The sequence below is a fragment of the Acinetobacter sp. SwsAc6 genome (assembly GCF_013391565.1).
GTDB lineage: Bacteria > Pseudomonadota > Gammaproteobacteria > Pseudomonadales > Moraxellaceae > Acinetobacter > Acinetobacter cumulans.
Map to the genome: position 1 here is coordinate 45,250 of NZ_JACAXE010000005.1, position 18,862 is coordinate 64,111.

General features: G+C 38.7%; 17 protein-coding genes. 12 read left to right on the forward strand and 5 right to left on the reverse strand.

Going from position 1 to position 18,862, the window contains the following annotated elements:
• Nucleotides 1-62 precede the first annotated feature (62 nt).
• The 5 genes from rpsA (at nucleotide 63) to HYG93_RS04945 (ending at nucleotide 3,841) form a co-directional block, all read left to right on the forward strand.
• Nucleotides 63-1,739, forward strand: coding sequence for a 30S ribosomal protein S1 (gene rpsA, locus HYG93_RS04925; protein WP_106985794.1), 1,677 nt, complete (start codon nucleotides 63-65; stop codon nucleotides 1,737-1,739).
• Between the two features lie 164 nt (nucleotides 1,740-1,903).
• Nucleotides 1,904-2,209: an integration host factor subunit beta gene (locus HYG93_RS04930; protein WP_106985793.1), complete on the forward strand. Its 306-nt coding sequence runs from the start codon at nucleotides 1,904-1,906 to the stop codon at nucleotides 2,207-2,209.
• An 18-nt stretch (nucleotides 2,210-2,227) separates the two neighbouring features.
• Complete coding sequence (locus tag HYG93_RS04935) at nucleotides 2,228-2,593, forward strand: lipopolysaccharide assembly protein LapA domain-containing protein (RefSeq protein WP_106985792.1); 366 nt, start codon at nucleotides 2,228-2,230, stop codon at nucleotides 2,591-2,593.
• A gap of 245 nt (nucleotides 2,594-2,838) precedes the next feature.
• Nucleotides 2,839-3,519 (forward strand): orotidine-5'-phosphate decarboxylase, encoded by a 681-nt coding sequence (pyrF, locus tag HYG93_RS04940; RefSeq protein ID WP_106985791.1) that lies wholly within the window; start codon nucleotides 2,839-2,841, stop codon nucleotides 3,517-3,519.
• Between the two features lie 127 nt (nucleotides 3,520-3,646).
• Complete coding sequence (locus tag HYG93_RS04945; protein WP_106985790.1) at nucleotides 3,647-3,841, forward strand: hypothetical protein; 195 nt, start codon at nucleotides 3,647-3,649, stop codon at nucleotides 3,839-3,841.
• A gap of 86 nt (nucleotides 3,842-3,927) precedes the next feature.
• Here the strand turns inward: HYG93_RS04945 and HYG93_RS04950 are convergent, their stop codons facing one another.
• Together HYG93_RS04950 and HYG93_RS04955 are read right to left on the reverse strand one after the other, a co-directional pair.
• On the reverse strand, nucleotides 3,928-4,836 hold the full coding sequence (locus HYG93_RS04950; RefSeq protein WP_106985789.1) for a lysine exporter LysO family protein: 909 nt from the start codon (nucleotides 4,834-4,836) through the stop codon (nucleotides 3,928-3,930).
• A gap of 50 nt (nucleotides 4,837-4,886) precedes the next feature.
• Nucleotides 4,887-6,392: an NAD(P)/FAD-dependent oxidoreductase gene (locus HYG93_RS04955; protein WP_106985788.1), complete on the reverse strand. Its 1,506-nt coding sequence runs from the start codon at nucleotides 6,390-6,392 to the stop codon at nucleotides 4,887-4,889.
• 167 nt (nucleotides 6,393-6,559) lie between these two features.
• On the opposite strand from HYG93_RS04955, the gene HYG93_RS04960 reads away from it, so the two are divergent.
• From HYG93_RS04960 to HYG93_RS04980, 5 genes are all read left to right on the forward strand, one after another.
• Nucleotides 6,560-7,567, forward strand: a complete 1,008-nt coding sequence (locus HYG93_RS04960) for an AraC family transcriptional regulator (RefSeq protein ID WP_106985787.1) — start codon at nucleotides 6,560-6,562, stop codon at nucleotides 7,565-7,567.
• Nucleotides 7,568-7,652: 85 nt separating this feature from the next.
• On the forward strand, nucleotides 7,653-8,801 hold the full coding sequence (gene zapE, locus HYG93_RS04965; protein ID WP_106985786.1) for a cell division protein ZapE: 1,149 nt from the start codon (nucleotides 7,653-7,655) through the stop codon (nucleotides 8,799-8,801).
• A gap of 485 nt (nucleotides 8,802-9,286) precedes the next feature.
• Nucleotides 9,287-11,449 (forward strand): malate synthase G, encoded by a 2,163-nt coding sequence (locus HYG93_RS04970; RefSeq protein ID WP_106985785.1) that lies wholly within the window; start codon nucleotides 9,287-9,289, stop codon nucleotides 11,447-11,449.
• Between the two features lie 82 nt (nucleotides 11,450-11,531).
• On the forward strand, nucleotides 11,532-12,014 hold the full coding sequence (locus HYG93_RS04975) for a hypothetical protein (protein ID WP_120366310.1): 483 nt from the start codon (nucleotides 11,532-11,534) through the stop codon (nucleotides 12,012-12,014).
• Between the two features lie 120 nt (nucleotides 12,015-12,134).
• Nucleotides 12,135-12,794 (forward strand): SOS response-associated peptidase family protein, encoded by a 660-nt coding sequence (locus HYG93_RS04980; RefSeq protein WP_117007578.1) that lies wholly within the window; start codon nucleotides 12,135-12,137, stop codon nucleotides 12,792-12,794.
• Between the two features lie 25 nt (nucleotides 12,795-12,819).
• Here HYG93_RS04980 and HYG93_RS04985 read toward each other — a convergent pair whose 3' ends face one another.
• Nucleotides 12,820-13,284, reverse strand: a complete 465-nt coding sequence (locus tag HYG93_RS04985) for a MarR family winged helix-turn-helix transcriptional regulator (protein ID WP_106985782.1) — start codon at nucleotides 13,282-13,284, stop codon at nucleotides 12,820-12,822.
• Nucleotides 13,285-14,054: 770 nt separating this feature from the next.
• On the opposite strand from HYG93_RS04985, the gene HYG93_RS04990 reads away from it, so the two are divergent.
• Nucleotides 14,055-15,575 (forward strand): TerC family protein, encoded by a 1,521-nt coding sequence (locus tag HYG93_RS04990; protein WP_106986763.1) that lies wholly within the window; start codon nucleotides 14,055-14,057, stop codon nucleotides 15,573-15,575.
• A gap of 286 nt (nucleotides 15,576-15,861) precedes the next feature.
• Complete coding sequence (locus tag HYG93_RS04995; RefSeq protein WP_117007579.1) at nucleotides 15,862-16,593, forward strand: hypothetical protein; 732 nt, start codon at nucleotides 15,862-15,864, stop codon at nucleotides 16,591-16,593.
• Nucleotides 16,594-16,669: 76 nt separating this feature from the next.
• On the opposite strand, the gene thiM is transcribed toward HYG93_RS04995, so the two are convergent.
• Nucleotides 16,670-17,539 (reverse strand): hydroxyethylthiazole kinase, encoded by an 870-nt coding sequence (gene thiM / locus HYG93_RS05000; RefSeq protein ID WP_120363609.1) that lies wholly within the window; start codon nucleotides 17,537-17,539, stop codon nucleotides 16,670-16,672.
• A gap of 13 nt (nucleotides 17,540-17,552) precedes the next feature.
• Entirely contained in the window at nucleotides 17,553-18,710 is a 1,158-nt protein-coding gene (locus tag HYG93_RS05005; protein WP_178961929.1) for a hypothetical protein, read from the reverse strand.
• Nucleotides 18,711-18,862 lie beyond the last annotated feature (152 nt).

The following is an 18,862-nucleotide window of genomic DNA, read 5'->3' on the forward strand; positions in this document are numbered from 1 at the left end:
ATGTAGACGCTTAATTAAACCGGCCTTGTCTGATCCAAGACCGCTGACTTATCGGAAATATCATGACCGAATCTTTTGCAGCCCTCTTTGAAGAAAGCGAATTAAACCTCAACGTTGAAAAGGGTGCTGTCATCCAAGGCGTTGTAGTAAGCATCGACTCTGACTGGGTAACAGTTGACACTGGCCTTAAATCTGAAGGCGTTGTTGACCGTGCTGAGTTCTTAAATGAACAACGCGAACTTGAAGTTCAAGTTGGCGACACTGTTGATGTTGTTGTTGAAGCGCTTGACAACGGTATGGGTCAAACAGTTCTTTCACGCGAAAAAGCTAAACGCGCTGAAACTTGGACTAAACTTGAAAAAATCTTTGAAGACGGCGAAATCGTTACTGGTGTTATTTCTGGTAAGGTTAAAGGCGGTTTCACTGTTGACATCGGTCCAGTTCGTGCGTTCCTTCCTGGTTCTTTAGTTGACACTCGTCCTATCCGTGATACTACTCACTTGGAAGGCAAAGAGTTAGAATTCAAAGTAATCAAACTTGACGCTAAACGTAACAACGTTGTTGTTTCTCGTCGTGCTGTTATGGAAGCTGAATCTTCAGCTGACCGTGAAGCTCTTCTTGCTCAGCTTGAAGAAGGTCAAACAGTTACTGGTACTATCAAGAACCTTACTGACTACGGCGCATTCGTTGACCTTGGCGGTATCGACGGTCTTCTTCACATCACTGATATGGCTTGGAAACGCATCAAGCACCCTTCAGAAGTTGTTGAAGTTGGTCAAGAAGTTACTGTTAAAGTACTTAAATTCGACCGCGAACGTAACCGCGTATCTTTAGGCCTTAAACAATTAGGCGAAGATCCATGGTTAGCGATCATGAGCCGTTACCCTAAAGGTTCAATCGTTAAAGCACGCGTAACTAACCTTACTGACTACGGCTGTTTCGCAGAAATCGCTGAAGGCGTTGAAGGTCTAGTACACGTTTCTGAAATGGACCACACTAACAAAAACATCCACCCATCTAAAGTTGTTCAGATTGGTGACGAAGTTGACGTTATGGTTCTTGAAGTTGACGAAGAACGTCGTCGTATTTCTCTTGGTATCAAACAAACTCGTGCTAACCCATGGGAAGAGTTTGCTAAAAACCACGACAAAGGCGAAAAAGTATCTGGTACTATCAAGTCAATCACTGACTTCGGTATCTTCATCGGTTTACCAGGCGGTATCGATGGTCTAGTTCACTTGTCTGACATTTCTTGGAACGAACAAGGCGAAGAAGCTATCCGTCGTTACAAGAAAGGTGACACAGTTGAAGCGGTTATCCTTTCAGTAGACGCTGAAGGCAACCGTATCAGCCTTGGCATCAAACAAATGAACAGCGATCCATTCAACGATTTCTTAGCTGCTAACGAACGCGGTGCGCTTGTTAAAGGTACTGTAACTGCTGTTGACGCTCGTGGCGCAACTGTTAAGTTAGCTGACGAAGTTGAAGCGACTCTTAAAGCATCTGAAATCAACCGTGACCGCGTTGAAGATGCAACTAAGTTCCTTGAAGTTGGTCAAGAAGTTGAAGCTAAAATCATCAACGTAGATCGTAAATCTCGTTCTATCAACTTGTCTATCAAAGCGAAAGACGAAGCTGAAGAAAAAGAAGCAGTTGCTAACTTGAAAACAGCTGCTAACGGTCAAGACAATGGTCCTAAGACTATTGGTGATTTGATCAAAGCTCAAATGGGCAACTAAGTAAGTGCTTGAATTGTATAGTTGATGTAAATTAACTCATACTTTTTATACAATTACTGTAAACGGTAGCGTAGTAATCAATTATTGCGCTACCGTTTTGTATTTAAACAGGTTATTATCAGCCTATAGATTCCCAAGTAGCTTGATAATTAAAGAGGTCGCAGATGACTACGGAAGCACTTAATAAGTCTGACTTAATAGAGCGTATTTCTCTTAAAAACCCGCACTTAGCAGAACCGCTGGTTGAAGAGGCCGTTAAAATTATGATTGATCAGATGATTGAAGCTTTATCAACTGACAATCGTATTGAAATTCGTGGCTTTGGCAGTTTTGCATTGCATCATCGTGAACCACGTGTAGGTCGTAACCCAAAAACGGGTAGATCGGTTGAGGTTGCAGCAAAAGCTGTTCCGCACTTCAAACCTGGTAAGGCTTTACGTGATGCGGTAAACGAATCCGCAAACAAATAATTCTATCCGGGGGTGTTTATGCGTTATGTCTTGGCTATTTTATTAATTCTGCTGTTCGGATATTCTTTATTCCTGGTACTACAGAATAGTACAGAACTAAGTGTAGATCTTCTGTTTACACAAGTTCCAGCAATGCGTTTAGGTCTACTCTTATTGTTGACTTTAGCATTGGGTATTGTTCTTGGATTATTACTTGGAGTTCAAATCTTCCGGGTATTCCAAAACAGTTGGGAAATTAAACGCCTACGTAAAGACATAGATCGCCTACGTAAAGAACAGATTCAAACGGCACAATTGGCTGCGGCGGAAGCTGCATCAGTGACACGGCATGAAAAAACTGTGATGGATATTCATCCAGATGATCGACCGTCAAGCCCGTTATAATCTCGCTGGTTGAGTTAAAACAGTTGTTTAGCCAATCGGATTAAAGAAACAGACTTAATAAAATTTTTAGAGCGCTCTAAGTATCCATTAGGGCGCTTTTTTTATGTTGATAAATGCAGTGCTTGATAAAAATATCAAGCCAGCACGAGATAAAGTTGGATAATCTAAGTTTTAAGCTTGGTTGCAGAATTAGATTGCCTCTATAATGTGCTTTCTTTTGTCTTAATCAAAAAAAGGGTAGTCTCTTGAGTATCATTGTTGCCTTAGATGCTAAAAGCCAATATGACGCATTAACAATTGCTGAACAATTAGATCCAGCGCTGTGTCGAGTAAAAGTTGGTAAAGAGTTATTTACCCACGAGGGTCCAAGTGTTGTTAAAGCTTTGCATGATAAAGGCTTTGAAGTATTTCTAGATTTAAAATTTCACGATATTCCAAATACCACTGCGCAGGCTGTTTGTGCGGCAGCAGATATGGGTGTATGGATGGTAAACGTTCATGCATCTGGTGGCCGTAAGATGATGGAGACCTGCGTAGAGCGCTTAAAAGCGGGTAATTACAATACACAATTAATTGCTGTGACTGTATTAACCTCTATGGGGCGTGAGGACCTTGCCGATTTAGGGTTGGATGTTGAACCATTTGAGCATGTTAAACGCTTGGCTAAATTGACCAAAGACAGTGGTTTAGATGGTGTTGTATGTTCGGCTCAAGAAGCGAAAATGCTACGTGAAAGTCTAGGGAAAGATTTTGCTTTAGTAACCCCAGGTATCCGTCCTGAAGGCTCAAATGCAGATGATCAAAAGCGTATTGTGACACCAAAGCAAGCAATGCTAGATGGTTCTACGCATTTGGTGATTGGTCGCCCGATTACAAAATCTGAAAATCCACGTCAAACATTAAAAGATATTTTAGCAACACTATAATTTTTGCATTCGATAATTACCTCACTTGGTAATTATGTTATTTGATCTAGAATGCTAAAAGGCCTTTCATAAGAAGGGCTTTTTTTATACATTGGTCTTTTCATTCTTAAAATAGTGAATTGGCGATATGACAATCCCTAAAAATAAGCCCGCATTAGACGGGTTGCAAAATATTGAAGTTCAGGACAATGAGCAATTAGAGCAAGAACAGAAGCAATCTGATTCTGCTGATTGGACTTCAAGTATTGATGTTATTGAAATCGCAAAGGGAGCAGTGGATATTGTTGGTGATTTGATTAGTGGTATTGATTTGAACATCTAATTGATTTGTTCATTAGCTCGTTTACTGTAATGTTTGGATAAGCCCTATTGGAAAATAAGGGCTTATCATTTAAATTGCTAAGTCAATTAAAGCGCAGCCAGTACGCTAACAGCAATGGGTGCTAAAACAGAAAGTACAAAACCACTGACCATTGCATGTGGAATAAAATCATTACCGCAAGCTTGTTTCACCATGGGTAAGGTCACATCCATGGCGGTTGCCCCAGCAGATGAAATAGCAGAGCGTGGATAGCGCCATCCAATCAAATACATAAAGAGAATCGCAAATATTTCTCTAAATAAATCATTGATCAGTGCAATGCTTCCAAGTTGCGCATTTCTTAATTCAGTAATCACAATGCCAGACATTGAATAAAAACCATAACCTTGTGAAAGCATAATGAGGTCTTTAAGATGTAGCTCGGTCAGGAAGTATGAAATAGCCACCGCACCAATAACTGAGCCAATAATGCAGGCTAATGGCACAAGCAGTATTTTCCAATTAAGCCAAGAGCGATCGAGTGGTGAATAGGCTAAATCTAAGCCAATTAAAAACATAAAGACGAGCAGTAAATGCCACGTACTTATGTGCAGAGGAATATTTATATAATTAAACAGTTCTGCAACTGCATAACCTAGTGCAAGTGCAAAAAAAGCATAGCTAATATTGAGTAATGAACTTAATAAAAGTTCAGTAGATACTTTACCTTGGGTAGGTTGATAGCCAATTAGTTTAAATAGTATATAGCAACAAACAAATGCACCAAGCGATGTTGCAAAGGCAATACTCACGGCACTGCTAATAATAAGCTGTGGATTATTAATCTGATGTAAGGTTTGTGAAAATTCTATCGCAATAGCAATGAGTAAAATATAGGTAAAATAGGGAAGAATTTTAAAGCCAATTTTTTCAATATTTTGTGGTAAGCGACGTGCCAGAACAAAGCCAAGAAATAGGCAGAACAGCAGTTGGAAAATCAACCAAAGAGATTGCATAACAAAAACAGCAGGTGATGGGACACCTGCTTAGTATGACAGCTTAAGATTTAAGCTGCTTGATTTTGTTGTTGTAATAATAGGTAGTCCGCAGGATTGAGAGTTTTGGTTTGAAGCCAATACTTCCATGTATAGGTTGGCCACAACGCAAAATTTTTGCCGCCATCTTGTTGATACCAGCTCACGCAGCCAGATTGCCAAACGGTACCTTTAAGTTGCTCTTGAACATCATCATTAAATTTGTCTTGAATATGATCTTTAATCACAATGGCTTGGTTTTGGGTTTTAGACACTAAATTGATCATTTGTAAAATATAATTGACCTGAGCTTCAATCATAAAAATAACCGAATTATGACCCAGTACCGTGTTCGGGCCGAGTAACTGAAATAAATTTGGAAAGCCTTTGGTGCACACACCTAAGTAACTTTCAGCACCATCTTTCCAAGCTTCACTGAGAGCTAAGCCATTTTGGCCAATGCACTGAAATGATTTCATATAAACGCGTGGGTCGGTAATAAAGCCTGTTCCATAAATTAAACAGTCAATAGGGCGTTTTTGGCCATCTTTGGTAATAATGCTGTCTTCGGTAATTTCCTGAATAGCGGTTGTTATGAGTTCTACATTTTGTCGATTAAATGTAGGGAAATATTTATTAGAAATTAAAATACGCTTACAGCCCATCACAAAATTCGGCGTTAATTGCCTAGCAGTTGTTTTGTCTTTAACTTGATAACGAATAAAAGCTTCAGCAAGTTTTTGGCCATATTTCATTATTTTAGGTTTAACAATTGGCATCACGCGGGACTCATTACTCCAATATAAGCGTGCGCGATGTAGTTTTCTAAACCACTCGTATTTGTTAAATAGAGTTTGATCAAGTTGGTTGTATTCGCGTTCGTCACGTGGAATGACCCAAGCAGCGGTACGTTGGAATACATAGAGTTGTTTGGTTTGTGGGGCAATTTCAGGAATATATTGTATTGCGCTACCACCTGTACCAATAGAGGCAACATTTTTTCCATGTAAGTCGTATTGGTGATCCCATTGAGAAGAATGGAAGACTTTACCCTTAAATTTTTCTATGCCTGAGATATGTGGGATTTGTGGTACATGTAAAGGGCCTGAGGCAAAAATCAAATATTGCGCCGTCAATTGGCGTTCTTTGTTTAAAGTTAATTGCCACTCACAGCGTTCTTCATTGTACTGTGCACCGAGTACCTCGCAGTCTAGTTCAGTGTACTTCTTGAGTTGAAACTCTTGAATTAAACTTTGAATGTAGGCAAAAATCTCTGGGGCTTCGGCGTAGCGCTTAGACCAATCCTTTTTAGGAGCAAATGAAAGCGAGTACATGTGTGATTGCACATCACAAGCAGCACCAGGATATTGGTTTTCACGCCAAGTCCCACCAAAATCTGTGGCTTTTTCTAAAATTACAAAGTCGTTGATATTGTTTTGTAAAAGTCGAATAGCCATAGCTATACCACCAAAGCCTCCGCCAATGATAGCGACTTTCGTGCGGTTATTTTGCGTATTTTGGATATCGCTCGATTGCATATTGTTTTGCTCTTTTTTTGCTTATGGTATTAGAGTACCGCATTCGTTCCAATAGAAGAAATGATTGTCATGACAGGAAAATTGATCAAAACGGCAATTTGCAAAGCTTAAAAATTATAGTAAAACAAACATGAATTAAATCTTTCTCTGTTTATTATTGGGTGTCTATGAAGCGATCTGTTCTCAGCCTTATGTACTTAATTCAAGGCATGCGTAAGGCAGGCATAGATGTGGATCAGAAACTTCAAACCATTGGCTTGCGTATTGATGCACTCGATGCAACTTCGGTGATTCACCCAAGCCTTGAGTGGGATGTGTTAAAGGTGATTGGGCATGATGTGCCGCCAGAGCAAGGAATGTTCATTGGTCAGCATTATGCTTTAGCAGGTTATGGCCCCTTGTTAATGCTATTGGTGACTAGTCCGAATATTCGAACTGTACTTGAGCAGGGCATGCGCTTTCAGCAATTAACACATTTAACGGGTCAATTGGGCTTAGATTTTCGTGAGCACCAAGCAGCTTTATGTTATCGGCCACAAAATATCAATAGTCCTTTAGGTTTGTTGTTGGCACAATCTGAAATATCAGGAACTTACAAATTTATTCGTGATTTGTACAAAATGATGGGTCTGGCTTCGCCACAAATTCAAATTGAATTACCCTTTGACTTGCCTAGTGAGGCACAGCAATTACAGGTTTATCATGATTATTATGGTCAGCAGGTTAGCTTTGGTGCGCCATTTGCGTCTTTTTGGTTTGAGCAGTCAGTGTTGGATGTCAAAATTCCTTCTGCTGATGCAATGACCTTTAATTTATATGAAGCCAAGTGCATTGCTGAACTCAACCGACTCAATGCGGATGAAACAGTACCTTCACTGATACAACGAGTGCAGGATTATTTAGAGCTTCAAACAGGTGTAATGCCAAGCATGGCTGAAACAGCACAAGCACTAAATTTACCAGAGCGAACGTTAAGACATCAGTTGCAACAACTCGGGAGTAGTTATAAACAAATCCGTGAAGATATTATTAAAGATAAAGCCTTACGCTTAATTGAATACAATGAATATTCAATAGAAATGATTGCGGAACTTTTGGGATACTCAGAACCAGCGGCGTTTAATCATGCATTTAAACGGTGGTTTGGTCAAAGCCCAAGGCAATATTTAAAATAGCCTAAGCATGTATATCCCAAAGTGTTATATATTCAAGTTTAATCTTCGCTATAATTTAAAATAGCCCAAAATAGTATTTAGAGTTATGTCAGACATTCAAGCACAGCACAGTACAGCATTTACCCCAATTTCACCGGCAGAGCGATATGCTGAAGTTTTGGCATCAGGCCAATTCCTACCGGATGAAGCACAGGCGCAAGCTGTGCATGAATTAGATCGCGTATGGCAAGAACTGATTCAACGCTTTAAAGCATCTAAAAAGGCATTTCGTCGTTTCCGTCGCCAAACTGCACCACAAGGTGTATATATGTGGGGTGGTGTCGGACGTGGTAAAACATGGCTCATGGACCAATTTTATGAGTCGATTCCATTTCGCCGTAAAACACGAATGCATTTTCACCACTTTATGCAGCACGTACATCGTGAACTCAATAAGCTTTCAGGGCAACGTAACCCGCTCGACTTAGTGGCAGACCAAATTTATAAAGAGGCCGTTGTCATTTGTTTTGACGAGTTTTTTGTTTCAAACGTGACAGATGCCATGATCTTAAGCGATTTGTTCCAAAAACTCTTTGCACGTGGTATTACACTGGTTGCAACATCAAATATTGCGCCAGATGGTTTATATAAAAATGGTATTCACCGTGACCGTTTTATTCCAACCATTGAACTGGTTAAAAAGAATTGTGTGATTTTAAATGTGGATGCAGGTGTGGATTATCGCCTGCGCGTATTAAAGCAAGCACAATTGTTTAAAACCCCACTTACGCATGAAAATAAACTTTGGATGGCAAAGCGTTTTAGTGCTTTGACGCAAGGTCAGACTCAGTCACAAGAGCCGATTATTATTAATAAGCGAATTGTGGAAACTATTGGTCATACAGAAGATGTGCTTTGGTGTGAATATTCAGAACTGTGCTTAAAACCTCGTAGTCCAGCTGACTTTATTGAAATCGCCAATGTCTATAACACCGTATTGGTCAGTAATGTGCCACACATGACGGACTATTTATCGGAAGGTACACGTCGTTTTATTTACTTGGTCGACGAGTTTTACGACCGTGGTGTTAAATTATTATTAACCTCTGAAGACTCGATTATTGATATCTATCAAGGTGAGAAACTGGCATTTGAAATCGAGCGTACACGTTCGCGTTTATTAGAAATGCAGTCAGATGATTATCTAAACGCAGCACATCGCCAAATTAGTGCACCAGCAGGTATGGAATTATAGTGAGCAGTTTAGTGAAAAGTCAGTACTTAAAATGGTGAACTTGAAATAGATATAGGGTGTATTTTTACAGCAAAATAGCTGGAATATGTTCATTATTTGTGTAAAAGCCACGGATCGAACAAAGATGAAGAAGCGCCATTTATGGCGCTTTTTTTATTCAAAAGTGACTGTGTGTTTTATCGACATTTCGGCTTTTTCATGGCTTAATCAGCATTGAATATGACTAAATTAGTGCTATTTGTATATTTTTAAATCAAAAGTCTGCACTTAAGTCTAATTTCGGCATAACAAAAACTTTATACACTGTAAAAGAGCATTCAAGCTGATGATGTTGCATTGCCGATCAGATGTTTAAGCAAGAAAATGAGGGTATTTACTTGCTAAAAAATGATCACTATTTAGTAATGTGATAGTGCTATTCAGCTAAGTATAAATGGGTATACTGGAATCTCTTGTTATAAAAAGTAGCAATATCAGGAAAGACAATGACTGCACGTATTCAAAAAGGCAAGTTAGCGATTGCTAAAGAACTTTACGATTTCATCGAAAATGAAGCGCTTCCAGGTTCTGGTTTAGACAGCGATACATATTGGAAAAACTTCGAACAAGTCGTTGTCGATCTTAGCCCAAAGAACAAAGCACTACTGGCTAAGCGTGACGACCTTCAAGCTAAAATTGATGAATGGCACCGCAACAACAAATTTGAACTTGGAGCTTACAAAGCTTTCTTAACTGAAATTGGCTACTTATTACCAGAAGTAGAAGATTTCAACATCAGCACAGAAAATGTAGACGAAGAAATCGCATTATTGGCTGGTGCGCAATTGGTTGTACCTGTACGTAATGCTCGTTACTGCTTGAACGCAGCGAACGCTCGCTGGGGTTCTTTATACGACGCACTTTACGGCTTCGACGTGATCTCTGAAGATGGCGGCGCAGAAAAAGGCAAGGGCTATAACCCTGTACGTGGCGAAAAAGTAATTGCATTTGCTAAGAATTTCTTAAATGAAACTTTCCCACTTGCAACTGGCTCACATGCAGATGTAACAAAATACGCAGTTGAAGCTAAAAAATTAGTTGTAACCTTAAAAGATGGTTCTACAACGACTTTAGCAAAAGAAGCACAATTCGTTGGTTTTAATGGTGACGAAGCGGCGCCAACTGAAATCGTTTTGCTTAACAATGGTCTACATGTGATCGTTGAAGTTGATGCGACAAGCCCAATTGGTCAAGCAGACCCTGCTGGCGTAAAAGACCTTGTTCTTGAAGCTGCTGTAACAACGATTCAAGACTTGGAAGACTCTATCGCAGCAGTAGATGCTGAAGAGAAAGTTGAAGGCTACCGTAACTGGTTAGGCTTAATGAAAGGCACACTTTCAGAGTCTATTGAGAAGAACGGTAAAACGATTACACGTACACTTAATAAAGACCGTACGCATAAAAACTTAATTGGCGGTGAAACTAAACTTCATGGCCGTTCATTAATGCTTCTTCGTAACGTTGGTCATTTAATGACAAACCCTGCGATCCTTGTAGATGGCGCTGAAATCTACGAAGGCATTATGGATGCGTTAATTACACCGTTATTGACGTTTGCAGATATTAAAGGCGAAAACGAAAACAAGAACTCTCGTAAAGGTTCTATGTACATCGTGAAGCCAAAAATGCATGGTCCAGAAGAAGTTGCATTTGCAGTTGAACTATTTGAACGTTCAGAGCAAGCGCTAGGCCTTCCAGCGAAGACTTTAAAAATCGGTATTATGGATGAAGAACGTCGTACATCTGTAAACTTGAAGAACTGTATCGCGCAAGCAAAAGATCGTACGATCTTCATTAACACAGGCTTCATGGACCGTACTGGCGATGAAATCCATACATTTATGGAAGCAGGCCCATTCGTTCGTAAAGGCGAAGTGAAGTCGCAAATTTGGTTCCCAGCTTACGAAAACCGTAACGTAATGATCGGTCTTCAAGCAGGTCTACGCGGTAAAGCGCAAATTGGTAAAGGCATGTGGCCAAAACCAGATATGCTGCTTGATATGTACAAAACTAAGATTGAGCATCCAGAAGCTGGCGCAAGCTGTGCATGGGTTCCGTCACCATCTGGCGCTGTAATTCACGCGATCCATTACCACCAATGCAATGTTTCAAACCGTCAGCAAGAGCTTCTCAAAACTGAAGCGCTTTCTTTAGATGACTTGTTAACGCCGCCTTTAGCGACAGATACAAACTGGTCTGAAGAAGACAAGATCAAAGAACTTGAAAACAATCTTCAAGGTATCTTGGGTTATGTAGTGCGTTGGGTAGACCTCGGTGTAGGTTGTTCTAAAGTTCCAGACATCAACAACGTTGGTTTAATGGAAGACCGTGCAACTTTACGTATTTCTTCTCAACACGTAGCGAACTGGTTACGTCACGGTATCGTAACGAAAGCGCAAGTTGAAGAAGTTATGCAACGTATGGCGAAAATCGTAGACGAACAGAATGCGAATGATCCTGCATACACTGCAATGGCACCAGGTTTTGACGGTTTTGCTTACCAAGCTGCTTATGACTTGGTATTCAAAGGCGCAGAGCAACCATCAGGTTATACAGAACCACTACTTCATGCTTACCGCTTGAAGTTAAAAGGTTATACAGGTGACTAATCGTCAGACTGTTTGACTAAAAAAGCCTCTTCGGAGGCTTTTTTCATGTATAAATAGAAATAAATAGAGGAACTTATTTTATATGTATTTTTGGAATGTAAAACAGCTCATACACGATTTAAAAACTCATCAGGTTAAGCAAAGTCAATTTAAAAACTATTATATCGCGAGCAGTATTTTAATATTAGTTTCATTCTTTTTTGTGGCCATTACGCCTGAGCAACCTGTACGATTAAATTTAGCAACCTTTGTGGTGAATCTGGGGCTATTGATTAGTTGGACCAATGCGATATTTAAGGCCAATGGTGGGGAACAAGGGCAACAATTTTTAAATCGCTTTTTTGCATTATATTTGCCGATTGTGCTCAAAACTTTAGTCATTTTTGTAGTTGCTGTGATTTTGATTGAATTGATTTGGACAAATTATTCTGAAGAATGGAGTGAGTCAGAATTAGAAAAAATTAATGAATACAAAGATGTGGCAATTGATCCTATTTTTTCGTGCGTCGTGTATTGGCGGATCTATCGTGCTATGTTGAAAATTCAAGAACCTTTAGAAAATTAATAAAAAATGATGCATACACATCGCAATGTAAAGAAATAGTAGCTTGATGGATTTTAGTCAGAATGCACAAGCTTATGTGAATCTATTATTATATTAATAAGTTTTTTTAGTCTAGAAACTATGTGTGCTAATTTTAAACCGCTGACGTTGGAGCAATTACACAGATTGCACTTACCTGAAATTCCATTTGAGTATGTGGCGGAAGTATATCCAAATTACGATTTACCACTCTTATTTAATGCTCAACAAGGTTTAGAGTGGCGTAAAGTGGGTTTTGGTATGGTACCTAAATGGGCAGAAGATAAATCAATTGCATTAAAAACCTATAATGCACGTAATGAAACTTTGCTACAAAAAGCCAGTTTTATCAATGCAATTTCTAAATGCAAGTTTGGTGTTATACCCGTTGCAGAGTTTTATGAATCAAAATATATCGATAATAAACCCCAGCGTTGGGGTGTGCGTCGTAAAGACGGGCAGGCATTTTATATTGCTGCGCTCTATGATATTTGTCAGCAAGGTTCTGAAGTTATACGGTCAAGTACAATGATCACAATGAATGCCATAGACCATCCTATGATGAAGGACTTTCATGAGCCTGGTGATGTAAAGCGTTCAGTTATAGTTATACCGCATGCACGTTTAGAAGAGTGGTTAAACTGGAAATCGCCGAATATCCAGAGTTTTGTGGAAGGCTTTCCAGTAGAAGAATTTGAATGTTCACACGTACCCAAAATAAAAGTCGAAAAAATTAGTCCCCAACTAAATTTTTTCGACTGATATTTGAGAATGTAGTGAGATATATTTAACGAGACAAGTTCTTAAATATATGACGTAGGCTTTCCATGGTTTTTTCAATTTGAAGGGGAGTAAGGCCTTCGAATGATTGCTCCAATACAATATTGGTTAAATCATTAATCTTTTGCGTCATTAGATTGCCTTTTTCAGTGAGTACAACGCGCGTAATACGTGCATCATCTTCACATGAATAAGTGTCTACTAATCCTTCATCTTTTAAGCGATAGACAATCTTGGTTGTGGTGGACATTTTAGACACCACCATTTCAGATAAATCCGATACGCTTGCATGTGGCTTAGACTTCAATGCAAGGAGAATACGTCGACGTGAGTTATCAACACCATACTTCTTAAGTGCATGATCTACATTAAGAACATATTGTGCATGAACCTGAGTTACCCAATAATATGGGAAATTTTCTAAGTTGAAGTCGTCAGTCGTTGGTAAAAATTTAGAATACTTTTTCGTCATGAAATGCCCCAAGTCAAATTTTTTGTAATTTTATTTAATCTGTCGTTATTCTAAGTAAAAAGTGTGTTCAATATCAATAGATATTTTTAGAATTCACAACAAGTAAAAGAAATTTAATCATTTGATTATAGTTAAATGATTTTTCAAATGATAGATGCACCAGAATATTCGGATAAATGGCTTTAAGTTTAACTGTTAAATCAGTTTTTTACTGTCCGTCATCTATAACAAATATTGATTTTATAATATATAGGTCATGAATAGTGTCAGAGTGATAGTTGGTTTCTAAGTAACTGTATATTTTAAATATTAGTATTAATCTTTGTTTTATTGGTTGAATACAAAGTTTTGTAGTATGTGTATATATGTGTTTGGATGATTTAATTTAAGTATTTATTTGAAAAATATTTTACATATATAAAATTGGATTTTTATAACGATTGATATAAATAAATATGAATAAATTAAATGTTTTATTGAGCTTGTAATAAATTATTAAGGTATTAAATTTTTCAATTTAAAGTCCAGTTTAGCCCAGCATACTTAATTTAGTTGTTTACACTACAGTAACTGAACACATATAAAGTAAGTTTTTACTCTGCGTGAAATTTGAGCTTTAACTCAAAAAAATTACAAAAAAATCATTACAAAATCTTAAGTTTGTGCATAATAAATTTATCTATAGTAACAAAGGCTTCAAATATGGATCCGTCGCCGTGCGCAGATCTGCTTAGTACCTACCAAACTCAATACTGCGGAGTAAATAACTAATGGAATTTTTTATGGATCCTGGGTTATGGGTTGGTTTAATTACATTAATCATTTTAGAAATTGTATTAGGTATTGATAACCTAGTCTTTATTGCCATTTTGGCAGAAAAACTTCCTCCTTCACAACGTGATAAAGCACGTGTACTTGGTTTAACGCTCGCATTGTTCATGCGTTTAGGCTTGTTGTTTGCTATTTCTTGGTTAGTCACCCTGACTGAACCTCTCATTAATATATTTGATCATCCTTTTTCTGGGCGAGACCTTATCCTGTTGGGTGGTGGTTTATTCCTTGTGTATAAAGCGGTTTCTGAATTACACGAAAAAATTGAAGGTAAGCCAGAAGTCAAAGTGTCGAATAATGTAGTCTATGCGAGCTTTGCTGCAGTTGTCGCGCAAATTGTCGTGTTAGATGCAGTGTTCTCTTTAGACTCTGTAATTACTGCTATTGGTATGGTGGATGATATCCGCATTATGATGGCAGCAATGATTGTCGCTATGGCAGTCATGTTATTGGCATCTAAACCTTTAACTGCATTTGTGAACCGTCATCAAACGGTGGTGATTTTGTGTTTGAGCTTCTTACTATTAATTGGTATCAGCTTAATTGCAGAAGGATTTGGTTTCCATATTCCTAAAGGTTATATCTATTCGGGTATTGGCGTAGCCATTGCGATTGAAGCTTTTAACCAATTTGGTCAACGTAATGTTGCCAAACATGCATCTAAAATTCCTTTGCGTCATCGGACTGCAGACTCCATTTTAAAATTAATGGGTGGTCGTGTTGAAACTACGGATGATCGTGTTGTCTTACAAGCACAAGAAGCATTTGCTGATGAAGAGCGTTATATGATTGGTGGGGTTTTAACCCTAGCAGAACGTTCAGTTGCATCAATTATGACACCGCGTAGCCAAATTTCGTGGGTCGATCTTGATGACACAGCAGAGCAAATTCGTGAAAAGGTTTTATCGGTACCACATAGTTTATTCCCTGTGTGTCGAGGTAGTTTAGATAAAGTCATTAGTGTGGTGCGCGCCAAGGATTTATTGGATGTACTTGATGACGAAACGGAACTCAAAGCTTTAATTAAACGCCACCGCCCAATTTATATTTTCGAAAAAATGAAAGTGATTGATGCGATTAATACTTTGAGAACTTCAAAAGGTTCTTTGGTGATGGTGAGTGATGAGTTTGGTAATGTGCAAGGCTTAGTTTCTCCACTGGACGTCTTTGAAGCAATCGCAGGGGAATTCCCTGATGCAGACGAGCAACTTGATTTAGTTAAATTAGATGAACACACATGGCGTGCTTCGGGCTTGCTAGATGTTTATCAGTTAGAACTTGAATTGGGCATGTTGGACTTGGTTGAAGAAGATGCAGGCTACATTAGTGTGTCTGGTTTAATTCTAGACAAGATGCAGGGTGTGGTCGATATTGGCACACAGCTTGAATATCAGGGCGTTGTATTTGAAGTCACTGAGATGGATGAAAATCGCATTAAAACGGTTCTAATACGTCATTAAACACGCTTCACATACTTATTTAAAAAGCTGGTAGTTATCTACCAGCTTTTTTTATAGGGCTTGAATGAAGATTTTTGTTATACGCTTAGGTATGATTTAGTTTTTTGTTCAATATGTACAGGGTAGATTGTCTATTGTATAAATAGCCCAAAAGTTCTGGATATTGGGTCATAGTTTTATGCGTGAAAGTTATTATGCTTAAGACAAATAGACTCATTAGAGTCATATATATTTTAAATTAAAAAAATATTTTTTATTATAAAGTTAAATGCAGTGAGTGCATCTTATGAAAATCACAGAACGAGTGACTGATTTTGTGCAGCTCTCTGTAGAGCAAAAGCATTTGTTTTTTCAACAAATTTGGGCATTTGATCAGCAAATTTTTCCACACACTGAAATTGAAAACTTATATCAATTTGTATATGACTTAGATGCCGTTTCAGTTCAAGTGGTTCAGTATTTTCACAAAAACATTTTGGTTGGGCAAAATATTATTGCCATTTTAAAATTAAAATTAGATCACCAGCCTATTTTTGTGGTGATGTCACGTGCTGGATTTTTAGCTCAGTATCGTCGTCGCAATTTATCTTTACGTTCTGCAATTCGAGTTGCATTTCATCATCGCTTACGTCATCCCAGTGTTCCATTATGGTTTGTCACTACGCTTATGCAACCTAAAGTCTATTCTCTATTTGCTTCGCGCTCGGTAAACTTTTATCCGCGTAATGGACGAAAAATGAGTTCAGATCATTTGAGAGTACTAAAAATGGTGATGTCGCGTAAATCACAAGTTGAGAAACGTGATGATGAGGTATTTACACATTATTGTGATATTCCAAAAATTACGCCTGAGCAATTGATTCGACTGCGTAATAAACAGGACACGCATCATCAATTTTTTATGCAACATGTGCCTGATTATTTTGATGGGATGGGCATGATGTGTGTATGTCAGTTAGATTTAAAAACCATTGTGGAAACGACGTTTAACCTAGCGATTGGGCGTAAGGTGCGTTAAGCATACTGGCTGGGTATGCTTATGCACGATTAAAAACCAAGTCGTTGATACATATTGCTTGGGTATTAAGCCTCACTTATAAGGCTGTTATGTATAGGTCTTGATATTGATGCAGGCTATCTGCATCTAAGCAATGTAGTTCATCTAAAAATGCAACATTAAAACTTCCAACCGTATTGGCACGTTCATAGGCTTTTTTACCTGCAATTGCAAAATGTATATGTGCGGCCACAGTGCCTACCGTAGCGTTACTGACTGCACAATAGGCAGCTGTTAATGCACCTAATGCGCAGCCTGATGCTGTAATTTTCGGTTGTAGGAAAGAACCGCCTTTAACTTGAATAACTGCATTCAGTTCTTTAGATAAAATATAATCTGACTCACCTGAAATGGCGATGCAACTTGCATATTCGAGTAATGATGTCGCTTGTAAATAAGCTTCAGCGCTGTCTAAGGTACTGTCTACACCTTTGGATTCGACTTGATTACCTGCAAGTGCACTAATTTCAGAAGCATTGCCTCGAATCACAGTTGGTGCATATTGAATCAGCTGATTGGTCATTTCTGAGCGCCAAGGCAGAGCAGGTCCATAACCAACTGGGTCAAGTACCCAAGGCTTTGCCATGTGTTGTGCCGTTTGTGCCGCAATTTGCATGGCTTGCATCTGCTCAGAAGTGGGCATGCCTAAATTTATATTTAAAGCACCCGCAATTCGTACAAAACTTTCTGCCTCGAAAGGGTTATCAATCATAGCTGGCGATGCGCCTGCAGCCAAAAGCACATTTGCAACATAATTATTGGCAACCCCATTGGTAATAATATGTACCAAAGGCTGTTGGGTTTGTAATTGTGTCCATGCTTCACAGACTTGCTCCATTAAGGGAGCGCTGAGGTCGCTTAAATGTTCAGTCGTGTTTAAGGGAAGCAAGGTTTCGAGTTGGTTCATGGGCTGATTGTCCCTAACGCGTGAAATAGTGATCTTGATGTTTACAATTGCGACAGAAAAGCGTGACATAATCAGAGGCATCGTAATCGACAGAGAGTTCTTCAGAGCCACAGTGGATGCAACGTTTGTTGGAATGGAAACTCAAGCGCGCTTCAATTTTTTTCCAAGAACGCCATACTGGCTGGAAAAAAATCCGTTCGTCATAGCCCAGAAAGCGGTAAAACAAAATTTGGCTCATTTTGCTCAATGGCATTTGGGGTGGGCGTGGCAGGGTGCTGGTTTCCCATTTTTCTGTCAGGCTACGCTCTCGATATTGCTGTAAGGTTTTTTTTAATAAGTTGGTATTAATAAAGTTTTCGTTACGCGCTTGCAGTGCATTTTTTTGATACAAGTATTCTAAGGCCGTTTGGATTAGGTAATAAATTTGTCCAATTGCTAGCCCATCCATTAATTGATAACAAAATGCACGGAAGGTTTTATTGCCCGCAATTTGGATTCCCCACGAGCGACAATAAAACTGCATAAATTGAATAATTTCTTGATACAAAACCGTGTAAAGAGCATCTTTCACTTCTTCGGCATTTTTAAATGGCACACCCATAGAGAGGTTTTCATAAAACCATAACCGTAATTGGTGCGTAATGCTAAATAGGCTTGGTTCTGAGTAGCCATCTAAGCGAATATTCAGGTAATACTGCTGTGCTTGGGCAGCAAAGTCTTTGCAGATTAATACTTGCTCTTTCACTAGATATTTAATAATTGAGTTCTGAAAGAGATAATTTGGCGTTATTGGGTAGTATTTGATTTGATCCCAATCAATAAACTCGTGATGTGTTGTATGTTCTTGCACTAGGTGATCTAAAAGCGCTAATAAAAACAGCTTTTGCATAAAGCTCAATTGACTGAGTTCATATTCATGCTGATCTTTTTGGCGTAGCTTACGTTGCTCCTGTAATCGGGATTCCGCCATCAGCTTTTTACGCTGTGCTAAGCATTTTTCACAGTGGCATGTGCGTTGTTGCTCTGGAAATATTTGGTGCTGACAGTGACTACATTCAAAATAATTGATTTCTTGATCGTATTGTTCGGCTTCCGTCCAAAACATTGCAGCATGGCAGAGTGGGCACGTTGTGCTCGCATCCAGCTGTTTTTGTAGAACGTTTAAAGTCATAACCTAAGTCATCAAATCAAAGAGAAAGTGAATTGATTATACACCGTTGTCATTCGGTGCTAAGGGTTAAATTTAAGCGCCTATAAAGGATGAATCCTGTATAAAGCGACGTATAAAAATCAGCTTTACACAGGGTATGCGTGGTTTAAGCG

What these genes read in the sequence shown, in the direction of transcription:
- HYG93_RS04975 (WP_120366310.1), top strand. Translation starts at nt 11,532, where the DNA reads ATGTATTTTTGGAATGTAAAACAGCTCATACACGATTTAAAAACTCAT.
- HYG93_RS04960 (WP_106985787.1), top strand. Translation starts at nt 6,560, where the DNA reads ATGAAGCGATCTGTTCTCAGCCTTATGTACTTAATTCAAGGCATGCGT.
- HYG93_RS04995 (WP_117007579.1), top strand. Translation starts at nt 15,862, where the DNA reads ATGAAAATCACAGAACGAGTGACTGATTTTGTGCAGCTCTCTGTAGAG.
- HYG93_RS04930 (WP_106985793.1), top strand. Translation starts at nt 1,904, where the DNA reads ATGACTACGGAAGCACTTAATAAGTCTGACTTAATAGAGCGTATTTCT.
- rpsA (WP_106985794.1), top strand. Translation starts at nt 63, where the DNA reads ATGACCGAATCTTTTGCAGCCCTCTTTGAAGAAAGCGAATTAAACCTC.
- HYG93_RS04945 (WP_106985790.1), top strand. Translation starts at nt 3,647, where the DNA reads ATGACAATCCCTAAAAATAAGCCCGCATTAGACGGGTTGCAAAATATT.
- zapE (WP_106985786.1), top strand. Translation starts at nt 7,653, where the DNA reads ATGTCAGACATTCAAGCACAGCACAGTACAGCATTTACCCCAATTTCA.
- HYG93_RS04970 (WP_106985785.1), top strand. Translation starts at nt 9,287, where the DNA reads ATGACTGCACGTATTCAAAAAGGCAAGTTAGCGATTGCTAAAGAACTT.
- thiM (WP_120363609.1), bottom strand. Translation starts at nt 17,539, where the DNA reads ATGAACCAACTCGAAACCTTGCTTCCCTTAAACACGACTGAACATTTA.
- HYG93_RS04980 (WP_117007578.1), top strand. Translation starts at nt 12,135, where the DNA reads ATGTGTGCTAATTTTAAACCGCTGACGTTGGAGCAATTACACAGATTG.
- HYG93_RS05005 (WP_178961929.1), bottom strand. Translation starts at nt 18,710, where the DNA reads ATGACTTTAAACGTTCTACAAAAACAGCTGGATGCGAGCACAACGTGC.
- HYG93_RS04985 (WP_106985782.1), bottom strand. Translation starts at nt 13,284, where the DNA reads ATGACGAAAAAGTATTCTAAATTTTTACCAACGACTGACGACTTCAAC.
- HYG93_RS04950 (WP_106985789.1), bottom strand. Translation starts at nt 4,836, where the DNA reads ATGCAATCTCTTTGGTTGATTTTCCAACTGCTGTTCTGCCTATTTCTT.
- HYG93_RS04990 (WP_106986763.1), top strand. Translation starts at nt 14,055, where the DNA reads ATGGAATTTTTTATGGATCCTGGGTTATGGGTTGGTTTAATTACATTA.
- HYG93_RS04935 (WP_106985792.1), top strand. Translation starts at nt 2,228, where the DNA reads ATGCGTTATGTCTTGGCTATTTTATTAATTCTGCTGTTCGGATATTCT.
- HYG93_RS04955 (WP_106985788.1), bottom strand. Translation starts at nt 6,392, where the DNA reads ATGCAATCGAGCGATATCCAAAATACGCAAAATAACCGCACGAAAGTC.